Origin of the sequence: Embleya sp. NBC_00888, assembly GCF_045207655.1 — a bacterium.
GTDB lineage: Bacteria > Actinomycetota > Actinomycetes > Streptomycetales > Streptomycetaceae > Embleya.
On record NZ_CP108784.1, the window covers coordinates 6082452 to 6102934 of the forward strand.

20 protein-coding genes are annotated in these 20483 nt (G+C 70.8%); 10 read left to right on the plus strand and 10 right to left on the minus strand.

Annotation, left to right across the window (positions count from 1 at the left end):
* Positions 1–25 precede the first annotated feature (25 nt).
* Complete coding sequence (locus OG948_RS26035; protein WP_406300342.1) at positions 26–238, plus strand: hypothetical protein; 213 nt, start codon at positions 26–28, stop codon at positions 236–238.
* A 25-nt stretch (positions 239–263) separates the two neighbouring features.
* Here the strand turns inward: OG948_RS26035 and OG948_RS26040 are convergent, their stop codons facing one another.
* Together OG948_RS26040 and OG948_RS26045 are read right to left on the minus strand one after the other, a co-directional pair.
* Complete coding sequence (locus OG948_RS26040; RefSeq protein ID WP_406298766.1) at positions 264–1034, minus strand: MgtC/SapB family protein; 771 nt, start codon at positions 1032–1034, stop codon at positions 264–266.
* Positions 1035–1175: 141 nt separating this feature from the next.
* On the minus strand, positions 1176–1910 hold the full coding sequence (locus OG948_RS26045) for a DUF1508 domain-containing protein (protein WP_406298767.1): 735 nt from the start codon (positions 1908–1910) through the stop codon (positions 1176–1178).
* Between OG948_RS26045 and npdG the strand changes: the two genes are divergently transcribed.
* Positions 1861–2553 (plus strand): NADPH-dependent F420 reductase, encoded by a 693-nt coding sequence (gene npdG, locus OG948_RS26050; protein ID WP_395869420.1) that lies wholly within the window; start codon positions 1861–1863, stop codon positions 2551–2553. The two genes, OG948_RS26045 and npdG, sit on opposite strands and share 50 nt — an antisense overlap.
* Before the next feature lie 116 nt (positions 2554–2669).
* Here the strand turns inward: npdG and OG948_RS26055 are convergent, their stop codons facing one another.
* Entirely contained in the window at positions 2670–3278 is a 609-nt protein-coding gene (locus OG948_RS26055) for an NADPH-dependent FMN reductase (RefSeq protein ID WP_406298768.1), read from the minus strand.
* Positions 3279–3522: 244 nt separating this feature from the next.
* Between OG948_RS26055 and OG948_RS26060 the strand changes: the two genes are divergently transcribed.
* The 5 genes from OG948_RS26060 to OG948_RS26080 all read left to right on the plus strand — a co-directional run bounded on the left by OG948_RS26060 (position 3523) and on the right by OG948_RS26080 (position 7917).
* Positions 3523–3714: a hypothetical protein gene (locus OG948_RS26060; RefSeq protein ID WP_406298769.1), complete on the plus strand. Its 192-nt coding sequence runs from the start codon at positions 3523–3525 to the stop codon at positions 3712–3714.
* Between the two features lie 207 nt (positions 3715–3921).
* Positions 3922–4956 carry a recombinase RecA gene (gene recA / locus OG948_RS26065; protein ID WP_406300343.1) on the plus strand — a complete coding sequence of 345 codons (1035 nt, stop codon included), beginning with the start codon at positions 3922–3924 and terminating at the stop codon, positions 4954–4956.
* Positions 4957–4960: 4 nt separating this feature from the next.
* A complete protein-coding gene (gene recX, locus OG948_RS26070) occupies positions 4961–5914 on the plus strand; it encodes a recombination regulator RecX (RefSeq protein WP_406298770.1) in 954 nt (317 codons plus the stop codon).
* Between the two features lie 123 nt (positions 5915–6037).
* Positions 6038–7405 (plus strand): L-serine ammonia-lyase, encoded by a 1368-nt coding sequence (locus OG948_RS26075; RefSeq protein WP_406298772.1) that lies wholly within the window; start codon positions 6038–6040, stop codon positions 7403–7405.
* A gap of 134 nt (positions 7406–7539) precedes the next feature.
* Positions 7540–7917 (plus strand): STAS domain-containing protein, encoded by a 378-nt coding sequence (locus tag OG948_RS26080; RefSeq protein WP_406298773.1) that lies wholly within the window; start codon positions 7540–7542, stop codon positions 7915–7917.
* A 217-nt stretch (positions 7918–8134) separates the two neighbouring features.
* Here the strand turns inward: OG948_RS26080 and OG948_RS26085 are convergent, their stop codons facing one another.
* Positions 8135–9097 (minus strand): alpha/beta hydrolase, encoded by a 963-nt coding sequence (locus OG948_RS26085; RefSeq protein WP_406298774.1) that lies wholly within the window; start codon positions 9095–9097, stop codon positions 8135–8137.
* Between the two features lie 168 nt (positions 9098–9265).
* Between OG948_RS26085 and OG948_RS26090 the strand changes: the two genes are divergently transcribed.
* Positions 9266–10483, plus strand: a complete 1218-nt coding sequence (locus OG948_RS26090; protein ID WP_406298775.1) for a hypothetical protein — start codon at positions 9266–9268, stop codon at positions 10481–10483.
* Positions 10484–10576: 93 nt separating this feature from the next.
* Here the strand turns inward: OG948_RS26090 and OG948_RS26095 are convergent, their stop codons facing one another.
* The 5 genes from OG948_RS26095 to OG948_RS26115 form a co-directional block, all read right to left on the minus strand.
* The gene (locus OG948_RS26095) at positions 10577–12286 is read right to left on the minus strand and encodes an FAD-dependent monooxygenase (protein ID WP_406298776.1); all 1710 of its coding nucleotides are present in this window, start codon (positions 12284–12286) and stop codon (positions 10577–10579) included.
* Between the two features lie 150 nt (positions 12287–12436).
* The gene (locus OG948_RS26100; RefSeq protein WP_406298777.1) at positions 12437–13321 is read right to left on the minus strand and encodes an amino acid ABC transporter permease; all 885 of its coding nucleotides are present in this window, start codon (positions 13319–13321) and stop codon (positions 12437–12439) included.
* Positions 13318–13965, minus strand: a complete 648-nt coding sequence (locus OG948_RS26105) for an amino acid ABC transporter permease (protein ID WP_406298778.1) — start codon at positions 13963–13965, stop codon at positions 13318–13320. Before OG948_RS26105 ends, OG948_RS26100 begins: the two co-directional genes overlap by 4 nt.
* Positions 13966–14112: 147 nt before the next feature.
* A complete protein-coding gene (locus OG948_RS26110; protein ID WP_406298779.1) occupies positions 14113–15063 on the minus strand; it encodes a glutamate ABC transporter substrate-binding protein in 951 nt (316 codons plus the stop codon).
* 136 nt (positions 15064–15199) lie between these two features.
* Positions 15200–15976: an amino acid ABC transporter ATP-binding protein gene (locus tag OG948_RS26115; RefSeq protein WP_395869600.1), complete on the minus strand. Its 777-nt coding sequence runs from the start codon at positions 15974–15976 to the stop codon at positions 15200–15202.
* 226 nt (positions 15977–16202) lie between these two features.
* On the opposite strand from OG948_RS26115, the gene OG948_RS26120 reads away from it, so the two are divergent.
* Together OG948_RS26120 and OG948_RS26125 are read left to right on the plus strand one after the other, a co-directional pair.
* On the plus strand, positions 16203–16880 hold the full coding sequence (locus tag OG948_RS26120; protein ID WP_406298780.1) for a response regulator transcription factor: 678 nt from the start codon (positions 16203–16205) through the stop codon (positions 16878–16880).
* Between the two features lie 36 nt (positions 16881–16916).
* Complete coding sequence (locus OG948_RS26125) at positions 16917–18332, plus strand: sensor histidine kinase (protein WP_395869393.1); 1416 nt, start codon at positions 16917–16919, stop codon at positions 18330–18332.
* Positions 18333–18362: 30 nt separating this feature from the next.
* Here OG948_RS26125 and OG948_RS26130 read toward each other — a convergent pair whose 3' ends face one another.
* The gene (locus OG948_RS26130; protein WP_406298781.1) at positions 18363–20279 is read right to left on the minus strand and encodes a bifunctional serine/threonine-protein kinase/glutamate ABC transporter substrate-binding protein; all 1917 of its coding nucleotides are present in this window, start codon (positions 20277–20279) and stop codon (positions 18363–18365) included.
* Positions 20280–20483 lie beyond the last annotated feature (204 nt).

Here is a 20483-nt window from a genome sequence, read left to right on the forward strand (position 1 = left end):
AGTGGGCGGAGGACGGGTCGTGAGGTTGAGACTGTGGCGCAAGGCCGAGGGGCGCGCCGGCGAGTGGTACTACTGCATCAAGCACGCCAAGGTCGAAGAGGGGCCGGAGTGCCCGGCACGCGACCGGCTCGGACCGTACGCCACCCGTCGGGAGGCGGCGAACGCGCTGGAGACCGCGAAGACGCGCAATCAGGCCTGGGAGAACGACCCCAACTGGAACGACCCCGGGCGCCGCTGAACCGACCACTCGGGCGGCGGTCGGGTCACTCGGAGGGTTCGGGGACCCGCCCGCCGCCCGCGGTGAGCACTCCGGGCAACTCGGAGATGCCGGACACCAATTCGGTGGGATCGGCCGGGCCCTCCAGGAGCAGGACCACGGCCGCGGCCCGGGGCTCGGTGGAGGTCTCCCCCGGGTCCTCCGCGGCCTCGCGGTCACGGTTGTGCACGGACACGTCCACCACGGTGAACCCGGCGCCGGTACAGGCGACCAGGACCGCGGAGAGCACACCGTGCCCGGGGAGGTAGCCGATCCGGACCTCGGCCACCCGGTTCCGCGGCCCGCTTATCCTGCGGATGATCGGCGGATAGCCGTACGCGACCACGAAGTGCAGCGTGGTGACCCCGATCGCGAGATAGGGCAGGCCCGCGCCGCAGGCCATGCCGATCGCGCACGTCAACCAGACGACCGCGGCGGTGGTCAGGCCGCGCACCGTGTCGCGGCGGACGAAGATCAGGCCGCCGCCGATGAAGCCGATGCCGGAGACCACCTGCGCGGCGATCCGGGACGGATCCCAGCCGACGTGGCCCGCGGGCAGCACGTCGGCGAAGCCGTACTTGGAGATCTCCATGAACAGTGTGGTGCCCACGCCGACCAGTGCGTGGGTGCGCAGTCCCGCGCTCTTCTGGCGCACCTCGCGCTCGACGCCGATCACGCTGGAGAGCACGAAGGACAACATCAGCTCGGAGAACTGGGTCCATCCCTGACTCTGCGCGATCCACTGCGACCAGGCCGCCAGGGTCGTGCCGGAATCCACGCGCCCACCTCCTCCGCCCGGGACCGGGGTCCCGGGGCTGCTCGACCGCTTTCCCGTCCCCGCACGCTACGACCTCGGACAAAGCCGTGGGTTACGCGCGGGGGTCCGGAAACCGGCGATCGAGGGAGGGGTGGGCGTGGGTCAGGCGCGGCGCGACCCGGCCATGGTCCGCTTTCGCGATCCGCTCGGCGTGGATACCGCCTTTCGGGTACGCGAGGCGGAGGTCCGGGAAACCGCCGTCCTCGATGCCGTCGTCCTCGATACCGCCTTTCGAGTGGTCGAGGGCTTGGTCGAGGCCTTTCGGGATTCCGCCTTTCGGGGTGGTGCCTTCGCCGTGGCGGACTTGGCGGGCGCGCTCTTGCGCACCGTGCCGCCGCGCTTGGCGACGGTCCGGGCGACCGGCGTCCGGCGGGGCGAGGCCGCGGACTTCGACATCCGGGCCCGGGTCGAGGCCGGGGCGTCGACGGTGCGATCGTCGACCGTCTCGGTGTCGCCATTGCGCTGGACGGACCGAAGTGCGGTCAATGCCTCGCGCTTCGTCCCATAGGGCGACGACTTGATGATGGTCGAACCGTTGGCGGCTGCCAGGACGAATCCGTACTTGCCGGAGCGTCCCTTGGTGACAATGAATTTGGCCGGCACTGCGTCTCCTCGGAGAGCGTAGAGAAAGTTTTCTCTTCCAAGGAAACACGGTTCGTCCCGGTTGTCATATATAAGTGCTATTTCGGAGTGAATCGACCCGCACAGCCGAAAACCAGTGTGACCTCGACTGCATCCGGGTGCGCACCCCGTGTCCTCTGCGGTTTCGGCCGGCAGGATCGCGCCCATGACAACCCCCTCGTCCCCCAAACGCGACCCGCGTGACCTGCCGAACATCGACCATCTGGTCGTGGGCGTCCTCGGCGGCACCGGTGAGCAGGGCCGCGGCCTCGCGTACCGCCTGGCCGTCGCCGGCCAGAAAGTGATCATCGGATCGCGCAACGCAGAACGGGCCGCCTCCGCCGCGGCGGAGCTCGGCGCCGGTGTGCGCGGCGCCGACAACGCCACCTGCGCGGCCGAGAGCGACATCGTGATCATCGCCGTGCCCTGGGAGGGGCACCGCGACCTGCTCGTCGCGCTCAAGAGCGAGCTCGCGGGCAAGATCGTCGTCGACTGCGTGAACCCGATGGGCTTCGACAAGCAGGGCGCGTTCGTGCTCGACGTCGAGGAGGGCAGCGCCGCGCAGCAGGCCGCCGCCGTGCTCACCGACTCGGCCGTCACCGCCGCCTTCCACCACGTCTCCGCGGTGCTGCTGCTCGACCCGAACGTCGAATCCCTGGACACCGACATCATGGTGCTCGGCGATCAACGCGACGCCACCGACGCGGTGCAGGCGCTCGCCTCGCGGATCCCGGGCATGCGCGGGGTGTACGCCGGACGGCTGCGCAACGCGCGTCAGGTCGAGGGGCTCACCGCCAACCTCATCTCGACCAACCGCCGCTACAAGGCGCACGCCGGTCTGCGCGTCACCGACGTGTGAGGCCGCGATCCCGGGTGCGACCCACGACGCACTCGACCGAAACGGCGTGAGGCCCCGCACATCATCGGATGTGCGGGGCCTCACGCCGTTTCGCCTCGCCTCGGTGCCGCCCGCGGTCAGGCCGTCGACGCGGCCCAGGCGCCCAGCGGACGGGCGACCAGCTCGCCGGCGTTGTTGTCGATCGCGTCCTGCAGGCCGGCCAGTACGTGGGTGACCATGCCGGCGGTGGCCGGGTCGGTGAGCACGTGCTGCACGTCGGCCTCGACGCCGAGCCGGGTGTGCACCTCGGGGACGGAGATCTCCGGGCCGGAGACGACGAAGTTGTTCAGGTCCCGGAGCAGCGTCTTGAGCTGGATCAGCGCGCGGATGCCGCCCTGGACGCCCGGCGAGGCGGACATCGCGACGATCGACTTGCCGGCCAGCACACCCCGCGCGTACGGACGCGAGGCCCAGTCCAGCGCGTTCTTCAGTACGCCCGGCAGGCTGCGGTTGTACTCGGGGGTGGTGATGATCAGGCCGTCCGCCTCGGCGATCGCCTCGCGCAGGCGCACCACGGACGCCGGCGGGTTGGCCTCCAGGTCCTGGTTGAAGTGCGGGAGTTCGTCCAGGCCCTTGTACACCTCGATCTGCATGCCCTCGGGCGCGAACGGCTGGAGGGCGTTCACGAGCGCGGTGTTGAACGACTCGGCGCGCAGCGAGCCCGAGATGGCGAGGATGCGGGTCATGGGTTCCTCCGTGGAGACGGCGAGGCGAAGCGGAAGCATTTGGTTGAACGCTTAACAAACTACCTCGGGTTTGTTGCCGGCTCAACTTTCGCTGGTCAGCGCGCGTGCCTCGGGTGCCCCCGGGCGTCCCGGGGCGTCGCCGGCCGGTGCCGGCGGCCGGGTCGGCGGGGGCGACAATGGAACCGCGTCGCGCCCGTACCGCCCGCGACCCGTTCCTCGCCCGCGCCCGTCTGGAGCCCCCGCCATGCCCCGCATCGTCGTCCTCGCCGTGATCGTGTGCGTCCTGGCGCTCGCCGCCGCCGTGGTGGCCTTCGTCGGCGGCAGTTGGCTCGGCGTCCCGTTCGTGCTGCTCGCCGCGCTGGACGGGAACATCGCCTTCTACTACCTGCGCCGGCACCGCGTGCGCCGTTCGCGTGAACTGGCGGCGCAGGCCTGATCCGGCCGTCGACGGGCCCGGTGCCCGTCCCCCGTATGGGTGGATGCCGGCTCCGGTGGCGTGTCGGCATCGAATTCGAACAAAGGTTCGGGCTAACCTTCGACCCGACGTTGTCCACAGGCGTACGCCGGTCGTGCCTGCGTGTCGGTGCGACGGGTTAGCGTTCAAGGTGTGAAGCGAACACCACAGACCGGCAAGGCGGCAGGCATGGCAGGACAGGATCGCGAGAAGGCGTTGGAGAACGCCCTCGCCCAAATTGAACGGCAGTTCGGGAAGGGTTCGGTGATGCGTCTCGGCGACGAGGCGCGCGCACCGATCGAGGTCATTCCCACCGGCTCGATCTCGCTCGACGTGGCACTGGGCATCGGTGGCCTCCCGCGGGGCCGCGTCGTCGAGGTCTACGGCCCGGAAGGCTCCGGCAAGACGAGCCTCGCGCTGCACGCCATCGCGAGCGTGCAGCGGGCCGGCGGCATCGCGGCGATCGTCGACGCCGAGCACGCGCTCGACCCCGACTACGCGAAGAAGCTCGGCGTCGACACCGACGCCCTGCTGGTGTCGCAGCCGGACACCGGCGAGCAGGCACTGGAGATCGTCGACATGCTGACGCGCTCCGGCGCGGTCGACATCATCGTCATCGACTCGGTGGCGGCGCTCGTGCCGCGCGCCGAGATCGAGGGCGAGATGGGCGACTCGCACGTCGGCCTCCAGGCCCGACTGATGAGCCAGGCGCTCCGCAAGATCACCGGTGCGCTCAACCAGACGAACACCACCGCGCTGTTCATCAACCAGCTCCGCGAGAAGATCGGCGTGATGTTCGGCTCGCCGGAGACCACGACCGGTGGCCGGGCGCTGAAGTTCTACGCGTCGGTGCGACTGGACATCCGGCGGATCGAGACGCTCAAGGACGGCACCGAGGCGGTCGGCAACCGCACCCGGGTCAAGGTGGTCAAGAACAAACTGGCCTCGCCGTTCAAGCAGGCCGAGTTCGACATCCTCTACGGCGTCGGGATCAGCCGCGAGGGTGGCCTGATCGACATGGGCGTCGAGCACGGCTTCGTGCGCAAGTCCGGCGCCTGGTACACGTACGAGGGCGACCAGCTCGGTCAGGGCAAGGAGAACGCGCGGAAGTTCCTCAAGGACAACCCCGACCTCTCCGACGAGATCGAGAAGAAGATCAAGGAGAAGCTGGGGGTCGGCCCGCGGGTCGACGTGCCGGCGGAAGCGGAACCCGAGGAGGGCTGAGCCCGTGGGTCGCCCTGCCGGCGAGTGGTCGAACACGTGGGGGGACGGATCCGAGGACGGACCCGTCTCCCCGCCGGTCGACGCCGCCGAACTGCGGGCCGCGTTGGCGGCCGTCACGGCGCGTGCCGCGACGGGGGGTGGAACCGCGCGTGGTGGTGCCGAGGGAGGTGCCGCGCGCCGAGCCGGCCCGACGCGACGCGAGCTCGCGGAGCGCGACGCGCGGGAGTACGACCCGGAGGACGACGGCTCGGGGGCCGCCGCCTCGAGGACTTACGAGCGGGCCGCCGGTCGGCGGTCCGAAGACGGTCGGGCCAAGCGCGGCACACGGGACACACGGGAGCGGGCCGGGACTCGGGGCCGGGCCCGTCGGGACACGGACGACGAGGGCATCGACGGCGCCGAGGGAGCCGATGCCGCGCCCGAACCGCTCGCCGATCCGGAGGCCACCGCGCGGGCGATCTGCCTGCGCCTGTTGACCGGGCGCGCCCGAACCAGGGCCCAGTTGGCGGACGCGCTGCGCCGTCGGGAGGTGCCCGACGAGGTCGCCGAATACGTGCTGGGCCGATTCACCGACGTGGGACTGATCGACGACACCGCCTTCGCGGGCGCGTGGGTCGACACCAGGCACACCGGCAAGGGCCTGGCCCGCCGCGCCCTGGCCAGGGAACTGCGGCAACGCGGTGTGGACGCGGTCGTGGTGGACGAGGCGGTCGCGCGACTCGATCCGGAACAGGAATTGGAGACCGCCCGGGCTTTGGTGGCCCGCCGGTTGCCGGGCACGCGCGGCCTGGACCGGGACAAGCGCATCCGCAGGTTGGCGGGCATGCTCGCGCGCAAGGGATACGGCGAGGGACTGGCCCTGCGGGTGGTCCGGGACGCGCTGGCGCACGAGGCCGAGACCGACGAGGCCGGCGACCGCGACGAGACCCCGTGGCGAGCCTGGGACGGACCGGTCTGATCCGGGCCCCCGCGGCCCCGGTCGGTGACCTAGCCTGGGAGCGTTGTCCGAGCCGTCGGACCGCCACAAGCGCGTCCCTCGGCGCGCACACGTCCCTGCCGTCCGCTTGAAGGGCCATCCGCCTTGGCGATCAGTGTGTTCGACATGTTCTCGATCGGGATCGGCCCGTCGAGCTCCCACACGGTGGGTCCCATGCGCGCCGCGCGGATGTTCGCGCAGCGGCTCAAGAGCGAGGGTGTCCTGGACCGGGTCGCCTCCGTCCGGGTCGAGCTGTACGGCTCTCTGGGCGCGACCGGCCACGGCCACGGCACCCCGCGCGCGGTGCTGCTCGGCCTGGAGGGCTACTCGCCGCGCACCGTCGATCCGGAGGAGGTCGAGCCGGAGCTGGCGCGCATCCGCGAGTCGGGGACGTTGCGGCTGCTCGGCGTGCACGACATCGCCTTCGACGGCGACCGGGACCTGGTGCTGCACCGACGCAAGACGCTGCCGTACCACGCGAACGGGATGACCGCGTGGGCGCGCGACGCGGACGGCACCGAGTTGCTCACCAAGACCTACTACTCGGTGGGCGGCGGCTTCGTGGTGGACGAGGACGCGGTCGGCGCGGATCGGGTCAAGCCCGACGACACCGTGCTGCGCTACCCCTTCCGCACCGGCGACGAACTGTTGCGGCTGACCCGGGAGACCGGGCTCTCGGTGTCCGCGCTGATGCTGGAGAACGAGAAGGCGTGGCGCACCGAGGCGGAGATCCGCGCCGAACTGCTGGAGATCTGGCAGGTGATGCGCGCGTGCGTCGAGCGCGGTCTGGCCACCGAGGGCATCCTGCCCGGCGGGCTCAAGGTGCGCCGCCGTGCCTCGCGGACCGCCCGCACGCTGCGCGCCGAGGGGGACCGGCCCACGCACGCGATGGAGTGGGTCACCCTGTGGGCGATGGCGGTCAACGAGGAGAACGCGGCCGGCGGCCGGGTGGTCACCGCGCCCACCAACGGCGCCGCCGGGATCATCCCGGCCGTCCTGCACCACTACGTGGCGACCGTTCCGGGCGCGGACGAGGAAGGCATCGTCCGCTACCTGCTCGCCGCGGGCGCGATCGGCATGCTGTTCAAGGAGAACGCGTCGATCTCCGGCGCCGAGGTCGGCTGCCAGGGCGAGGTGGGCTCGGCGTGCGCGATGGCCGCCGGCGGTCTGGCCGAGGTCCTGGGCGGCACCCCCGAGCAGGTGGAGAACGCCGCCGAGATCGGGATGGAGCACAACCTCGGGCTCACCTGCGACCCGGTCGGCGGCCTGGTGCAGATCCCGTGCATCGAGCGCAACGGCATGGCCGGCGTCAAGGCGGTCACCGCCGCCCGGATGGCCCTGCGCGGTGACGGTCGGCACCACGTCTCGCTGGACAAGGTGATCAAGACCATGAAGGAGACCGGCGCGGACATGAAGGTCAAGTACAAGGAGACCTCACGCGGCGGACTCGCCGTCAACATCATCGAGTGCTGAGCGGGGTGCCCGAGCGCCGTCCGGTCGGGTGCGCGGGGCCGGTTCGGGCCGCAGCGCGGGTGACGTGCGCGTCTTGCCGATCCCTGCGGGACACATGAGGTGTGCTCCCGGGAACGAAGGGTAGGCATGCGCCCGTGAACGATGCGAGTGGTCCCCTCCTGGTGCAGGTGTCGACGGTCGGAGCCGATCACACATTGGTGACCGTGCACGGCGAGATCGACATGGACAGCGGTCCGGTGCTCGACGACGCGCTGAGCCGACAGGTGTCGGCCGGGCTGACCCGGCTGCTGCTCGATCTGTCCTCGGTGGCGTTCATCGACTCGTTCGGCCTGCGGATCCTGGTCCGGGCCGAGCGGCGGGCCCGCGAGGCGGGTGGTTCGTTGCAACTCATCGCGCCGACCCGGGCGGTCGCGCGGGTGCTGCGGCTGACCGGCTTCACCCTGATGGTGGCCGTGCACGACACCGTGCAAGAGGCGATCGAGGCACAGGACAGCCCGGCCGGGCACGAGTAGGCACGTGCAGCCGGTCAAAAACGGCGAGATTCATGATCAAAATGGGGCCGAGGGGTGGCCGGATTCGATCATGCAGGCCACACTTGGAGTGTCCGCGCGCCGGATGTTTCTGCTGTCGCCCGAAGGCCGTGGACCTGTGGCCGTCCCGTCGAGCGCAAGCCCGACGGGACGGCCGCCGCATGTCCGGGGCGGGGCGGAGTGAGGCGGCCCCGCCCGATCAGGTCAGCGTGCGCTCGAGGAACCGCGCGATCGTCGAGCGGTACTCGCGCGCCTCGGGCAACAACGCCGTGAGTTCGCCCGCGCCGTGCACGAAACCGTCCCAGCGCTTGGCCTCGACCGCGACGCCGGCCGCCTCCAACTGCTTCGCGTAGGCCTCGCCCTCGTCCCGCAGCGGGTCGTACTCGCCGGTGAGCACCAGCGCGGTGGGCAGCCCGGCGAGGTCCTCGGCGAGCAGCGGTGAGGCGAGCGGGTCGGTGCGCTCGCTGCGCGGGCTGGTCAGGTAGAGCCGGATCGCCTCCTCCAGCGCCTCGCGGGTGAGCAGCCGGCCCTCGCCGTTCTCCTGCACGGAGGCCCCGGACAGGGTCAGGTCCAGGATCGGGGCGTCCAGCACCTGGGCGAGCGGGGTCGGCTGGCGGCGGTCGCGCAGCATGATCGCGCAGGCCGCGGCCAGGTTGCCGCCCGCGCCCGCGCCGCCGATGGCGACCTTGTCCGGGTTGACGCCGAGTTGGAAGGCGCGCTCCTGGACCCAGATCCACGCGGCGTACACGTCTTCCAGGGGCCACGGGAACTTGAATTCGGGTGCCAGGCGATACTCGACCGAGATCACCACGGCGCCGCTCTCGGCGGCGATGTGCGCGCAGTGCGCGTCGGAGCGGTCCACCGAGCCGTGCCACCACGTGCCGTCGTGCAGGTACACGTAGCCTGGACGACCGCCCCTGGGGGCGGCGCCGGCCGGCGTGTACACGCGGGCGGTGATCTTGCCCGGTTCGGGCTCCTTCACGGTGATGTTCACATCCCGCGTCGTCACACCTTCCGGCGCGGGCTCGACGAACGCGAGGATGGACGACTCGAGAGCTTTGTTCGACGCGGCACGACGCTCCGCCAGGGGCAGGTCGGCCGGAAGGGGCGGCGCGGCGGCGACAGCGTCGAGAATCGGCTGGATCTGCGGTGCGACGGGCATGCGACTCCTCCGAACGGACTACGAAGCAGCACAGTAGAACTTCGCACCCGGAGTTGACAGGGCGTCAGAAGTCGAACGCGTGACATAGGCCACACAGAAAACGCGCGAAGGGCGTCAACCGTGTCAGTTGCCCTCGACGTTGAAGAACCGGAACCCACTGAGGAGTACGTGTTGACCGTCATCGACGAGCCCCGGATACCGGGCGCGCCGCCCTCCACTTCGGGCCGGGGCGCTCCCGACGAGAACTCGTCGGGGGCCCTGTCGGTCGCGGAGCGCGGCATCCGGCTGCTGTGGCCGCCGTTGGCGGTGTACGCGGGCACCGCCGTGCTCCAACTGCTGGTGCTCTCGTGGATGATCCCGGCGGGCGGTCCGAGCCTGCGCGACCGACTGTTGCAGTGGGACGCGCACTGGTACGTGGACGTCGCCGCGCACGGCTACCCGGACAGCTTCACGTACACCCCCGAGGGCGATCTCACCGGCAACACCCTCGCGTTCTTCCCGCTGTATCCGGGCCTGGTCCGGATCGTGCACTACCTGACCGGCACCGACTACGAGACGGCCGGCCTGATCGCCGGACACCTCGCGACCGCCGTCGCGCTGTGCGTGCTGTACGTGTTCATGAAGCGCCTGTACGACCGGCGCGCGGCGCTGGTGATGACGGTGCTCGTGGGCGGTGCGCAGCCGATGGGCGTGGTCTTCTCGATGGCCTACAGCGAGACGCTGTTCCTGGCGCTCGCGGTGGGCACGCTGCTCGCGGCGCACCGACGGGCCTGGATGACCGCGGGCCTGCTCGCGTGCCTGACCAGCGTCACCCGACCGGCCGGCATCGCGGCGATCGCCGCGCTGGGGGTGGCCGCGCTGTTGGAGATGTGGCAACACCGGCGGCTGCTGTACCCGCCGATCGCGGCGTGTGTGATCGCGTGTCTGGGCATGCCGATGTACCTGCTGTGGGTGGGCACCCGGCTCGGTGAGACCGACGCGTGGTTCACCATCCAGGACGCCGGCTGGGGCACCAGGTGGGACAACGGCGAGGCGCTCTGGGACTTCCTGACCGACACACTGCGCAACGGCGACCAGTGGATAGCGGTCAGTACGGCGGTGCTGATCATCGCGGCCGTGGTCGGCTCGCTGGTCGCGCTGAACCGACGGATCTGGCCGCCGCTGGCGGTGTACGGCCTGTCGATACTGGTGATGACGCTGTGCCAGAGCAACTACTACCACTCGAAGTTGCGGCTGATGATCCCCACGCTGCTGTTCTTCGTCCCGCTCGCGACGGTGCTCGCGCGAGCCCGCACGCGTACGGCGGCACTGATGCTCGCCGGAATGTGTCTGTTCGGCATGTGGTACGGCGCGTACATGCTCACCACCTGGCACTACGGGATCTGATCCGGGCCCGGCCCGCCGTCCTCGAACGCCGGGCGGGCCGATCGGTGGTCGGCCCGCCCGGCGTTCGAGGACGAGGCGGTTCCGGCCGCCGCGTCAGTGCCCCGCGCCGCGGGCGCGGTCGATGGTCTCCTCGAGGATGTCCAGGTGCTCGGGGGGCAGGTGCGCCGCGAGGTAGCCGTCCGGCCGGATCAGCAGGATCGTGTGCGCGCCGGCGCCCGGGTACTCCGGGGTGACCACCAACTCGGCCGGTGCGGCGAGCTTGTCCAGGCGCGCGCGCAGCCGCGGCATCAGGCCCGCCTCGCGCCAGCGGTCGCCGTGCCACACCTCTATGCCGGGGGCGATCAACAGCACGACCAGTCCTCGGTCCAGACACTCGGTCAGCCACCCGTCGGCTCCGTCCGCGCGGACCACCGGGACGTCCCGGATGCATTCGCCGACCCCGGGGCCGGGGGTGAGCAGCGGCGAGCCGGTGTAGTCGGGGCCCGACGTGCTCGCGGCCGGACCGCGCGGGTCGAGCCGGCGCAACGTGGTGCCCTTGCCGCGTGCGCCCATCAGGGTCAGCCGGCGGCCCATCTTCTGCGCCGGACTCACCGGCGCGAGGAAGTGCAGCGCGTCCTCGCCGAGCGCCAGCCGTCGCCGGGCGGCCCCCCGGCGCTCGCCGTGGTAGGTCTCCAACAGCCGGATCGGGGCGTATCCGCGCAGCGTGAAGGCCAGCTTCCAGGCCAGGTTGCGGACGTCCTGGAGGCCGAGTTCGACCGCGTCCGCGGCGGACGGGTGGACCAGGTGCGCGGCGTCCCCGGCGAGCAGCACCCGGCCGACCCGGAAGCGGCGGGCGAGCCGCTGGTGCACCTCGTACTCGCCGCTCCACAGCAGGTCGTGCGCGGGATCCTCGGCCCCGTCGGAGTCGGGGGAGAGCGCGTCCAGCGTGCGCAACACCGAACGCACCCGCGCGGAGACCCGCTTGGGGTCGGCCAGGTCGCCGACGACCTGGATCACCCGGGTCTCCTCGGCGGCCTTGGCCACCCCGTGGGCCATCGGGAGTTGCCAGGTCAGTCGCCATACGTCGTCCGGCAGCGGCTGGGCCAGGACCGTACCGCCGCGGTGGAAGGGCGGGTCCACGAACAACCACGGGGTGGCCGGCCCGCTCGTGTCCGGGGTCGGTGGTTCGTCGGCGAGCGAGGGATCCGGTGGGACCAGCGAGGTCGCGGTGATCCGGCGGGGCAGCCGTACCTTGACGTCCGCGCACAACAGGCGGTCCACCCGCGGGCGGCCGGGGAAGCGCACGTTCACCGCGCGCCGGACCACCGAGCGCGAACCGTCGCAGGCGACCAGCCACTGCGCGCGCCACTTGACCGGGCCGCCGGGGCCGCGGGCGAGCAGGGTGACCGAGGTCTCGTCCTGTTCGACCCCCTCGATCCGATGCCGCCACGCGGTGGTCACCAGTGGGCTCGCGTGCACGGCGTCCAACAGGGCGCGTTCCAGGCGCTGTTGGGAGAGCCCGTAGCGAACCGGAGCCGCCGGCTCGTCGACCGGCTGCGGGACGTCGCGGCTGCGTCGGCGGATCCGCTGTACGCCCCACGGCTCGGCGGCGCCGTCGAGCCGGGTGCCGGTCAGGTCGTAGACGAAGGCCAGCGTCGCGCCGTCGAGCGCGCACGCGCGCGAGCCCGCCCGCGGTGTGCCGTTGCCGGAGTCCACCACGACCGAACGCACCCCGCGCCCGGCCAGTGCCAGGGCGGCCGCCAAACCGGCGGGCCCGGCACCCGCGATGATCACCGAGTCCGCGCGCGGAGCGTTGCCCGCCATCGTGGCCCCCCAAGTGTTGCAAGACGTGTCGTACTCGTCGCCCATCATCCGGCACCGGGGCCCTTCGACGACAAAGCGACGCCCCGCGGGTGGCGTTCACCGCGGGGCGTCGGTCGGTGGTGCGGGGGTGGGACGGTGCGTCCGGCGGGGTCAGACGGCCATCGCGTCGCGGGACAACTCGCCCGGCGCCGGCGTGGCGGCGGCCGGCGGCTTGCCCTTGCGCGAGGTGCGCAGCCTGCGCTCGAGCCACGTGGCGAACGCGGACAGGAGCATGCACATCGCGACGTAGATCGTGCCGACGATGATCGTGACCGGGATGAACGGCATGTGGTAGTCCTGGTAGCCACCGATCAGCTTGGCCGCCGCGAGCAGTTCCGGGTAGGTGATCAGGAAGCCGAGCGAGGTGTCCTTGAGGGTCACCACGACCTGGCTGATGATCGTCGGGAGCATGGTGCGGATGCCCTGCGGGACCAGGATCATCGTCATCACCTGGGTCTTGCGCATGCCCAGCGCGTAGGCCGCCTCGCTCTGGCCCTTGGGCACGGCGAGGATGCCCGCGCGGATGTTCTCCGCCTGCACGGTGCCGTTGTAGATGGTCAGGCCGACCACCAGCGGCCACATCGGATCCCACTTCCACCAGCCCTGGCTGCCCGGGACGAGGTAGAGCATGAAGATCAGCACCAGCAGCGGCATGGCGCGGAAGAAGGTGACGAACGTGGTCGAGGCCCAGCGCACGATCCTGTGATCGGAGAGCCGGCCGGCGGCCAGGAAGGCACCGAGCACGATCGAGAACACCGCGGCCAGCGCGAACGCCTTCAGGGTCGCCTTGAGGCCGTCGAAGATGAACTGCTGGACACCCGTGTACTGGAACGGGTCCCACTTGGCCGCCTCGAACTGGCCGGTGTCCTCGAACCGCACGACCACGAAGACCATGAACGCGAGCAGGGCCACGCTGCCGAGCACGCCGATGATCAGGTTGCGCCGGCGCGCCTTGGGGCCCGGTACGTCGAACAGCACACTCGCTTCGCGGCTCATCGGACCACCGCCAGCTTCTTCTCGAGCGCGGCGAGGAGCGCGCTCATGGTCAAGGTGATGATCAGATAGCCGACCGCGATCCACAGCAGGACCCACAGCGACTTGTAGCCGTTCTCCACCATCTGCGCCTGGGTGCCCATGAGTTCGGTGACGTTGAAGGCGCTGGCGATGGCCGAGTTGCGGACCATCGCGATCAGCAGGCTGCCGATCGGCGGGACCGCCGCCCGACCGGCCTGCGGCAGCACGATCTGGCTCAGCGTCTGGGTGAAGGACATGCCCAGGCTGCGGGCGGCCTCGGCCTGACCGATCGGGACGGTGTTGATGCCCGAGCGGATCGCCTCGCAGATGAAGGCGGCGGTGTACGTGCTCAGCGCGATGACCGCGAACTGGAAGAAGGAGAGGTTGAAGCGCAGCTTGGGGAAGCCGAGCGCGACGGCGAAGAAGATCAGCGTCAGGGGGGTGTTGCGGAACAGATTGACGTAGGCGGTGCCGAACCAGCGCAGCGGGGGCACCGGCGAGACCCGACACGCGGCTATCAGCGTGCCGAGCAGAAGCGACACGATCCCACAGACGACGGTCAGCTTGAGCGTCCCGACGAAGCCGTGCCGCAAGAGATCCCAGTTGTCCTGGATCACCTCGAGCATCGTGATCGAGCCCTCCTCTCCGTGATCGTGGGTTCAGGGGTGGGGTGACGGCCCGTTCCCCCGGTCACGTGCGGCGGGGAGCGGGAGGGGTCGTGCGCCGACCGGTCCCGGGGGAGCCGGGACCGGTCGGCGCACGACGGTCGACGGTCAGTAGCGGACGAGCGCCGGAATGGCCGGGGCGGCGGAGCCGGACAGGCCGAGCGTGGCGTCGTACGCCTTCTTCCAGTCGCCGCTCTTCTCGTGTGCCTCGAGGGCGTCGCTGACCGCGTTGCGGAACACCGCGTCGTCCTTGTTCAGGCCGACGCCGTAGTTCTCGGTGGTGAACGGCTCGCCGACCACCTTGAGCGCGCCCGGGTCCTTGGCCGCGTAGCCCTTGAGGATCGCGTCGTCCGTGGAGACCGCGTCGACCTGGTTCGACAGCAGGCTCTCGACACACAGCGAGTACGTGTCGAACACCCGGGTGGTGGTGTCGGGGAACTTGGTCTGCAGGTTCTGCAGCGGCGTGGAGCCCTTCGCGGAGCACACCGTCTTGCCCTTGATGGTGTCCTTGCCGGTGATCGCGGTCTCGTTCTTGCGGACCAGGAGGGACTGACCGGCGATGTAGTACGGACCGGCGAAGGAGACCTGCTCCTTGCGCTTGTCGGTGATGCTGTAGGTGCCGACGTAGTAGTCGATGTCACCGTTGACCAGCGCGTTCTCACGGTTGGTCGACGCGATGGCCTTGAACTCGATCTTGTCCGGGCCGAAGCCCAGGTCGGCCGCGATCATCTTGGCGATCTCGATGTCGAAGCCGGAGTACTTGCCGGTGGCCGGGTCCTTGGAGCCGAGGAAGGGCTGGTCCTCCTTGGCGCCGACGACCAGCTTGCCGCGCTTCTTGGCGTTGTCGAAGGTCTTCGAGCCGGTGAGCGCGACGTCCGTCTTGGGCATGTAGGTGGGCAGCTCGGGCTTGGCGGCACCGGGAGCGCCGGGCGCGCCCTGCGAACCACCGGTGCTGCCGCCCGGCGTCTTGGCCTCCGGCGAACCGTCCTTGCCGCACGCGGTACCGAACAGGGCGAGCACGGCGATGCCGGCGACGGCCACGGATGAGCGCATCTTCATGATCAACGTCCTTGCGTGAATGAGGCGAAACAGGCCTGAGGACAACAGAAACTCGTGGGGCGAAGCGCGAGTCGTGCCGCCGATCGGACCGGGCGCGCCGACGGCGCCCGATGCGACTAGGGGAGGCGGGACGGACTCAGTGATGCAGGATCTTGGAGAGGAAGTCCCGAGCACGGTCGCTGCGCGGGTTGCTGAAGAACTCCTCGGGCGTGTTCTCCTCGACGATGCGGCCGTCCGCCATGAAGATCACCCGGTTCGCGGCGGAGCGCGCGAAGCCCATCTCGTGGGTCACCACGACCATCGTCATGCCCTCGCGGGCCAGGTCGCGCATGACCTCGAGGACCTCGTTGATCATCTCCGGGTCGAGCGCCGAGGTGGGCTCGTCGAAGAGCATCACCTTGGGCTCCATGGCCAGCGCACGGGCGATCGCGACGCGCTGCTGCTGACCACCGGAGAGTTGCGCCGGATACTTGTCCGCCTGACTGCCCACGCCGACCCGGTCCAGCAGTTCGTGCGCCCGACGGGTGACCACGTCGGCCTTCTCCCGGCGCACCTTGAGTGGGCCGAGCGTCACGTTCTGTAGCACCGTCTTGTGCGCGAACAGGTTGAACGACTGGAACACCATGCCGACGTCCGAGCGCAGCCGGGCGAGCTCGCGGCCCTCCTGCGGGAGCAGGTTCCCGTCGATGGTGATCCGGCCGCCGTCGATCGCCTCGAGGCGGTTGATCGTGCGGCACAGGGTCGACTTGCCCGATCCGGACGGACCGATGACGACGACGACCTCGCCCTTGTGGATCGTCAGGTCGATGTCCTGCAACACGTGCAGGGCGCCGAAGTGCTTGTTGACGTTCTCCAACACGACGAGGGGCTCGCCGGGGTGGGCGTCCTTGGTGGTGTCGCTCTTGGCGAGCACCGGCGGCTTCGGTGCGATGTCAGAGGCATCCGTCGTCACGATGGCGGGCTCCGTCCAGAGTCGTCCCGTATCTTTTTGCGCGACCGGGTGGCAGGTGGGTTCGAGAGTCTCCCGGCGACGCCGGGTGGTGCGTGACACTAGGGCAGGCAGCACCCCCCGAGTCAGTGCACTTGAGCTTGTCTTGAGGTCAAGAGTCGGTAACGGACCGTCAGATGTGAGGAACCACGTGCGCCTCCTGCTCGTCGAGGATGATCTGCGAGTCGCCGCGCCGCTACGCGCGGTCCTGGGTCGGCACGGCTTCACCGTGCGGCACGCCACCACCGGCGAGGAAGCCCTCGCCGCGATCGACGACGTCCCCGACGTGGTGCTGCTCGATCTGTCGTTGCCCGACCACGACGGATTCGAGGTGTGCAGCCGGATCCGGCGGCTGTGCGACGTCCCGGTGATCATGGTCACCGCGCGTGCGGACATCCGGTCCCGGATACACGGCCTGAACCTGGGCGCCGACGACTACGTCACCAAGCCCTACGACATCGGCGAGCTGCTGGCCCGAATACACGCGGTGAGCAGACGCACGCGCAGTGACGCGCCGGCCGCGGAGAGTCCCCCGGCCGCCAAGGGACCCGGCGGCATCGAACTGGACCCGGCCACCCGGCGGGTCACCGTCGGCGGCATCGACGTGGTGCTCACCCGCAAGGAGTTCGACCTGCTCGCGCTGCTGGCCCAGCGCCCGGGCGTGGTGTTCCGGCGCGAGCAGATCATCAGCGAGGTCTGGCACACGAGCTGGGCGGGCAACAACCGCACCCTGGAGGTGCACGTCGCGTCGCTGCGGTCCAAGCTCGGCAATCCCGCGATCGTCGAGACGGTGCGCGGCGTGGGCTACCGTGTCGTCCCCGAAGCCTGATCCCACCGGCTTCCCGAAGGATCGTCACCGGTTCCTGTGCGCACCCGCCTGCTCGCGTTGCTCCTCGCCCTGATGACCGCAGTGCTCATCGCGCTCGGCATCCCGTTGGCGATCTCCCGCGCGTCCGCCCATCAGCAGGAGCTGATCCGGGACCGGGTGGACGATCTCACCCGCTTCGTTTCGGACACCCAGTTGACCGTGGTCTCCGACACCGTGCGCGCGCAGACCGACGGCGGGGCGCGGCCCGGTCCGGACGCCGCCGACCTGGACATGCTGCGCTCCGAACTGGAGCGCTACGAGGCCGTCTACGGCATCCGGGTGGGCGCGTTCGACCGGCGCGGTCAGCCGATCGCCGTGTCGCGTCCGGGATTTCGGATCGACCCGCGCTCGCCCGCGTTCACCGAGGCGCTGGCCGGGCGACGCAGCGACGACCCCGGACAGGTGTGGCCCTGGCAGCGCGATCGCATCGTGGTCGCGGTCCCGGTGATCCACCGGGGCGACGTGGTCGCGGTCGTGCTCACCGACTCGCCGACCGGCCGGATGCGCTCGAAGATCCAGCGGGTGTGGCTGATTCTGTTCGCCGGAGAGGTGGTCGCGGTGCTCGCCGCGCTGCTGCTGGCGACCCGACTCACCGGATGGGTGCTGCGCCCGGTCCGGGTGCTCGACTCGGTGACCCACGAGATCGCCACCGGCCGGCTCGGGGCCCGCGTGGCCGGCGCCCAGGGCCCACCCGAACTCCGGCGCCTGGCAAGGTCGTTCAACGAGATGGCGGACCACGTGGAGACGGTCGTGGACCAGCAGCGGGCGTTCGCCGCGGACGCCTCGCACCAACTGCGCAACCCGTTGTCCGCGCTGCTGCTGCGGATCGAGGAACTGGGCCTGTCGTTGCCGCCCGGCCACGGCGAGACGCTGGACGGGGTCCGCGACGAGGGCCGTCGGCTCACCCACGTCCTGGACGAACTGCTGGAGCTGGCGCTGGCCGAGAACGCGCGCCCGTCCGCCCGGGCCGTGGACGTCGCGGCCCTGGTGCACGAGCGAGTGGACGCGTGGCAGACGCTGGCCCGCTCGCGCGGTCGTCGGTTCGAGCAGGAGGGCCCGCTCGCGCTGACCGGCAACGTGGATCCGGTCACCCTGGGCAGCGCGCTGGACGCCATCCTGGACAACGCGCTCAAGTTCGCTCCCGAGGACACCACGATCACCGTCGCGTGCTCGGCGGTGGGCAGCCGCGTGGAGATCCGGGTCAGCGACCGCGGCCCGGGACTGACCTTCGAGGAACTGCGCCGGGTGGGCGACCGGTTCTGGCGCAGCCCGCGGCACCAGAACGTGGACGGCTCCGGCCTGGGCCTGTCGATCGCCCGCACGCTGCTGGGCGCGAGCGGCGGCACGATCGACTTCGCCGCGCGCGAGGGCGGAGGGCTGACCGTCACGCTGATCGTGCCCAGGGCGGACTGAGCGCCGCCGGCCGCCGTCGGGGCACCCGCGCTATTCGGCCACCCGGCACTGCGGCGCGCGCGGCTGCGGCAGGCCCAGCGGACGCAGTCGCACGTCGTAGGCGCGCTGCCAGTCACCGTTGGCGATGTGCCGGTTCAGCGCCCCGCACACCGCCTCCGCGAGTGCGACGTCGCCCTTGCTCAGCCCCACGCCGTACGGCTCGTCCGAGAACGGCCGGCCCAGGATGCGCAGCGTGCCCGGGTGCTGGGCGACGAAGCCGGACAGGATCGCGTCGTCGGTGCTGACCCCGCGCACGTTCTTGGCCAGCAACTCGTCCACGCACTCGGAGTACTTGCCGCGCTCCTGGACCTTCATGGTCGGGAACTCGCTGCGGACGCGGACGGCCGACGTCGACTCGCGCACCACGCACACCGCGCTGTCGGCGAGGTCCTCGGGACCGTCGACACCCGGCTCGTCCGTGCGCACCAGGAAGTCCTGGCCCGCGATGAAGTACGGCCCGGCGAACGAGACCTTCTGCGACCGGGCGGCGTTGATCGTGTAACTGGCCACGACCAGGTCGACCTGCCCGCTGGTGATCCGGTACTCGCGGTTCTGCGTCTCCACGTCCATGAACGTGACGCGGTCCTTGAACCCGAGGTCGTCCGCGATCATCCGGGCGACGTCGTCGTCGAAGCCCTGGTACGCCTGATCGCCGGTGCGCACGCTCCACCCCGGCTGGTCCGGCTTGACCCCGACGATGATCCGCCCCCGGGCCACCATCGCCCGGTAGGTGGGCGACTTCTCACGCAGATCGGCGAACGGGTCGGGCGCGTGTGTGCCGCCCTCGGCCCGGTTGTTCTCCACCGCGAGCCAGGACGCGCCCACCGCGACCAGCAGGAAGGCCAGCGCGGCGGGCAGCGCGATCCGGGTGCGCCGCCACCACCGGGCGCGGCCGAGGCGGCGCGGGGCCGGCTCGTCGGTCGGCGGCCCGCCCGCGTAGGTCGCCTCGGCGTCCTCGTCCCACTCCTCGACCGCGCGCCGGGGCAGTGGGTCGCCGCCCCAGGTCACCGGTACCGAGTCCTGCACGACCCGGGTCAGCAGCGCGTCGGTCTCCTTGGCGTCCAGGCGCCGGGTCGGGTCCTTGCGCAACAGGCCCATGATCACCGGCTCCAGCGGACCCGCGTGCCGGGGCGGCGCGGGCGGCGCGTTGACCACCGCGTCCACGACCTCCACGGGAGAGGCCCGACGAAACGGCGCGAGACCCTCGACCATCTCGTACAGCGTCGCGCCCAGCGACCACAGGTCGGACGCCGGATCCAGCGCGTCCGGATGGTCGGCGAGCGTGTGCTCGCTCGACGCGTCGTCGGTGAGCACGCGGGCCCGGCCCCGGGCGAACTGCTCCGCGCGCTCGGGCGCGAGATAGCCGGGGGTGCCCAGCAGTTCGCCGAACTGGGTGACCTGCGGCGCGTCGGCGAAGGTGGCGATGCCGAAGTCGGTGAGCACCACCCGGCCGTCCATGCCCAGGAGCACGTTCGCCGGCTTCACGTCCCGGTGCAGCACACCCTTGGCGTGCGCGGCCCGCAGGGCCCGCAGCACGTCCAGACCGATCCGGGCCGCCTCGGCGTGGTCGAGTCGACCCTCCGCGCGGATCACGTCGGCCAGTGAGCGCGAAATCACCAATTCCATGACGATCCACGGCAAACCGTCCTCTTCGAAGACGTCGTGCACCGTCACCACGTTCTCGTGGCGGATGCGGGCCGCGGCGATCGCCTCGCGTTTGCTGCGCTCCAGCCAGGACCGCTGCGACCCGGCGTCCAGGGACTTGGGCAGCAGCAGTTCCTTGACCGCGACCTCGCGGCCGAGGGCGGTGTCCACGGCCAGCCAGACCTCGCCCATACCGCCTCGGCCGAGACTGCGGCTCAGGCGGTAACGATTGTTCAGTATTCGGCCGATCTCCCCCTCGGACACCGCGGTCGCACCCTCCTCCCGAGCAAGCGGGCCTCCCTGACCATGATTGCGGCCTTCCCCCCGGTCGGCTCACAGCGTCGGTTCGGGGACCGCGCACGGTCTGGCCTACAAGCTCAGAGCGTAGATGTCGGTCCCGAACACCATGACACGAACCCAGCATGTGCCATCGGGACCGCTTCGCGCGACGCCCTGGGCATCACGATC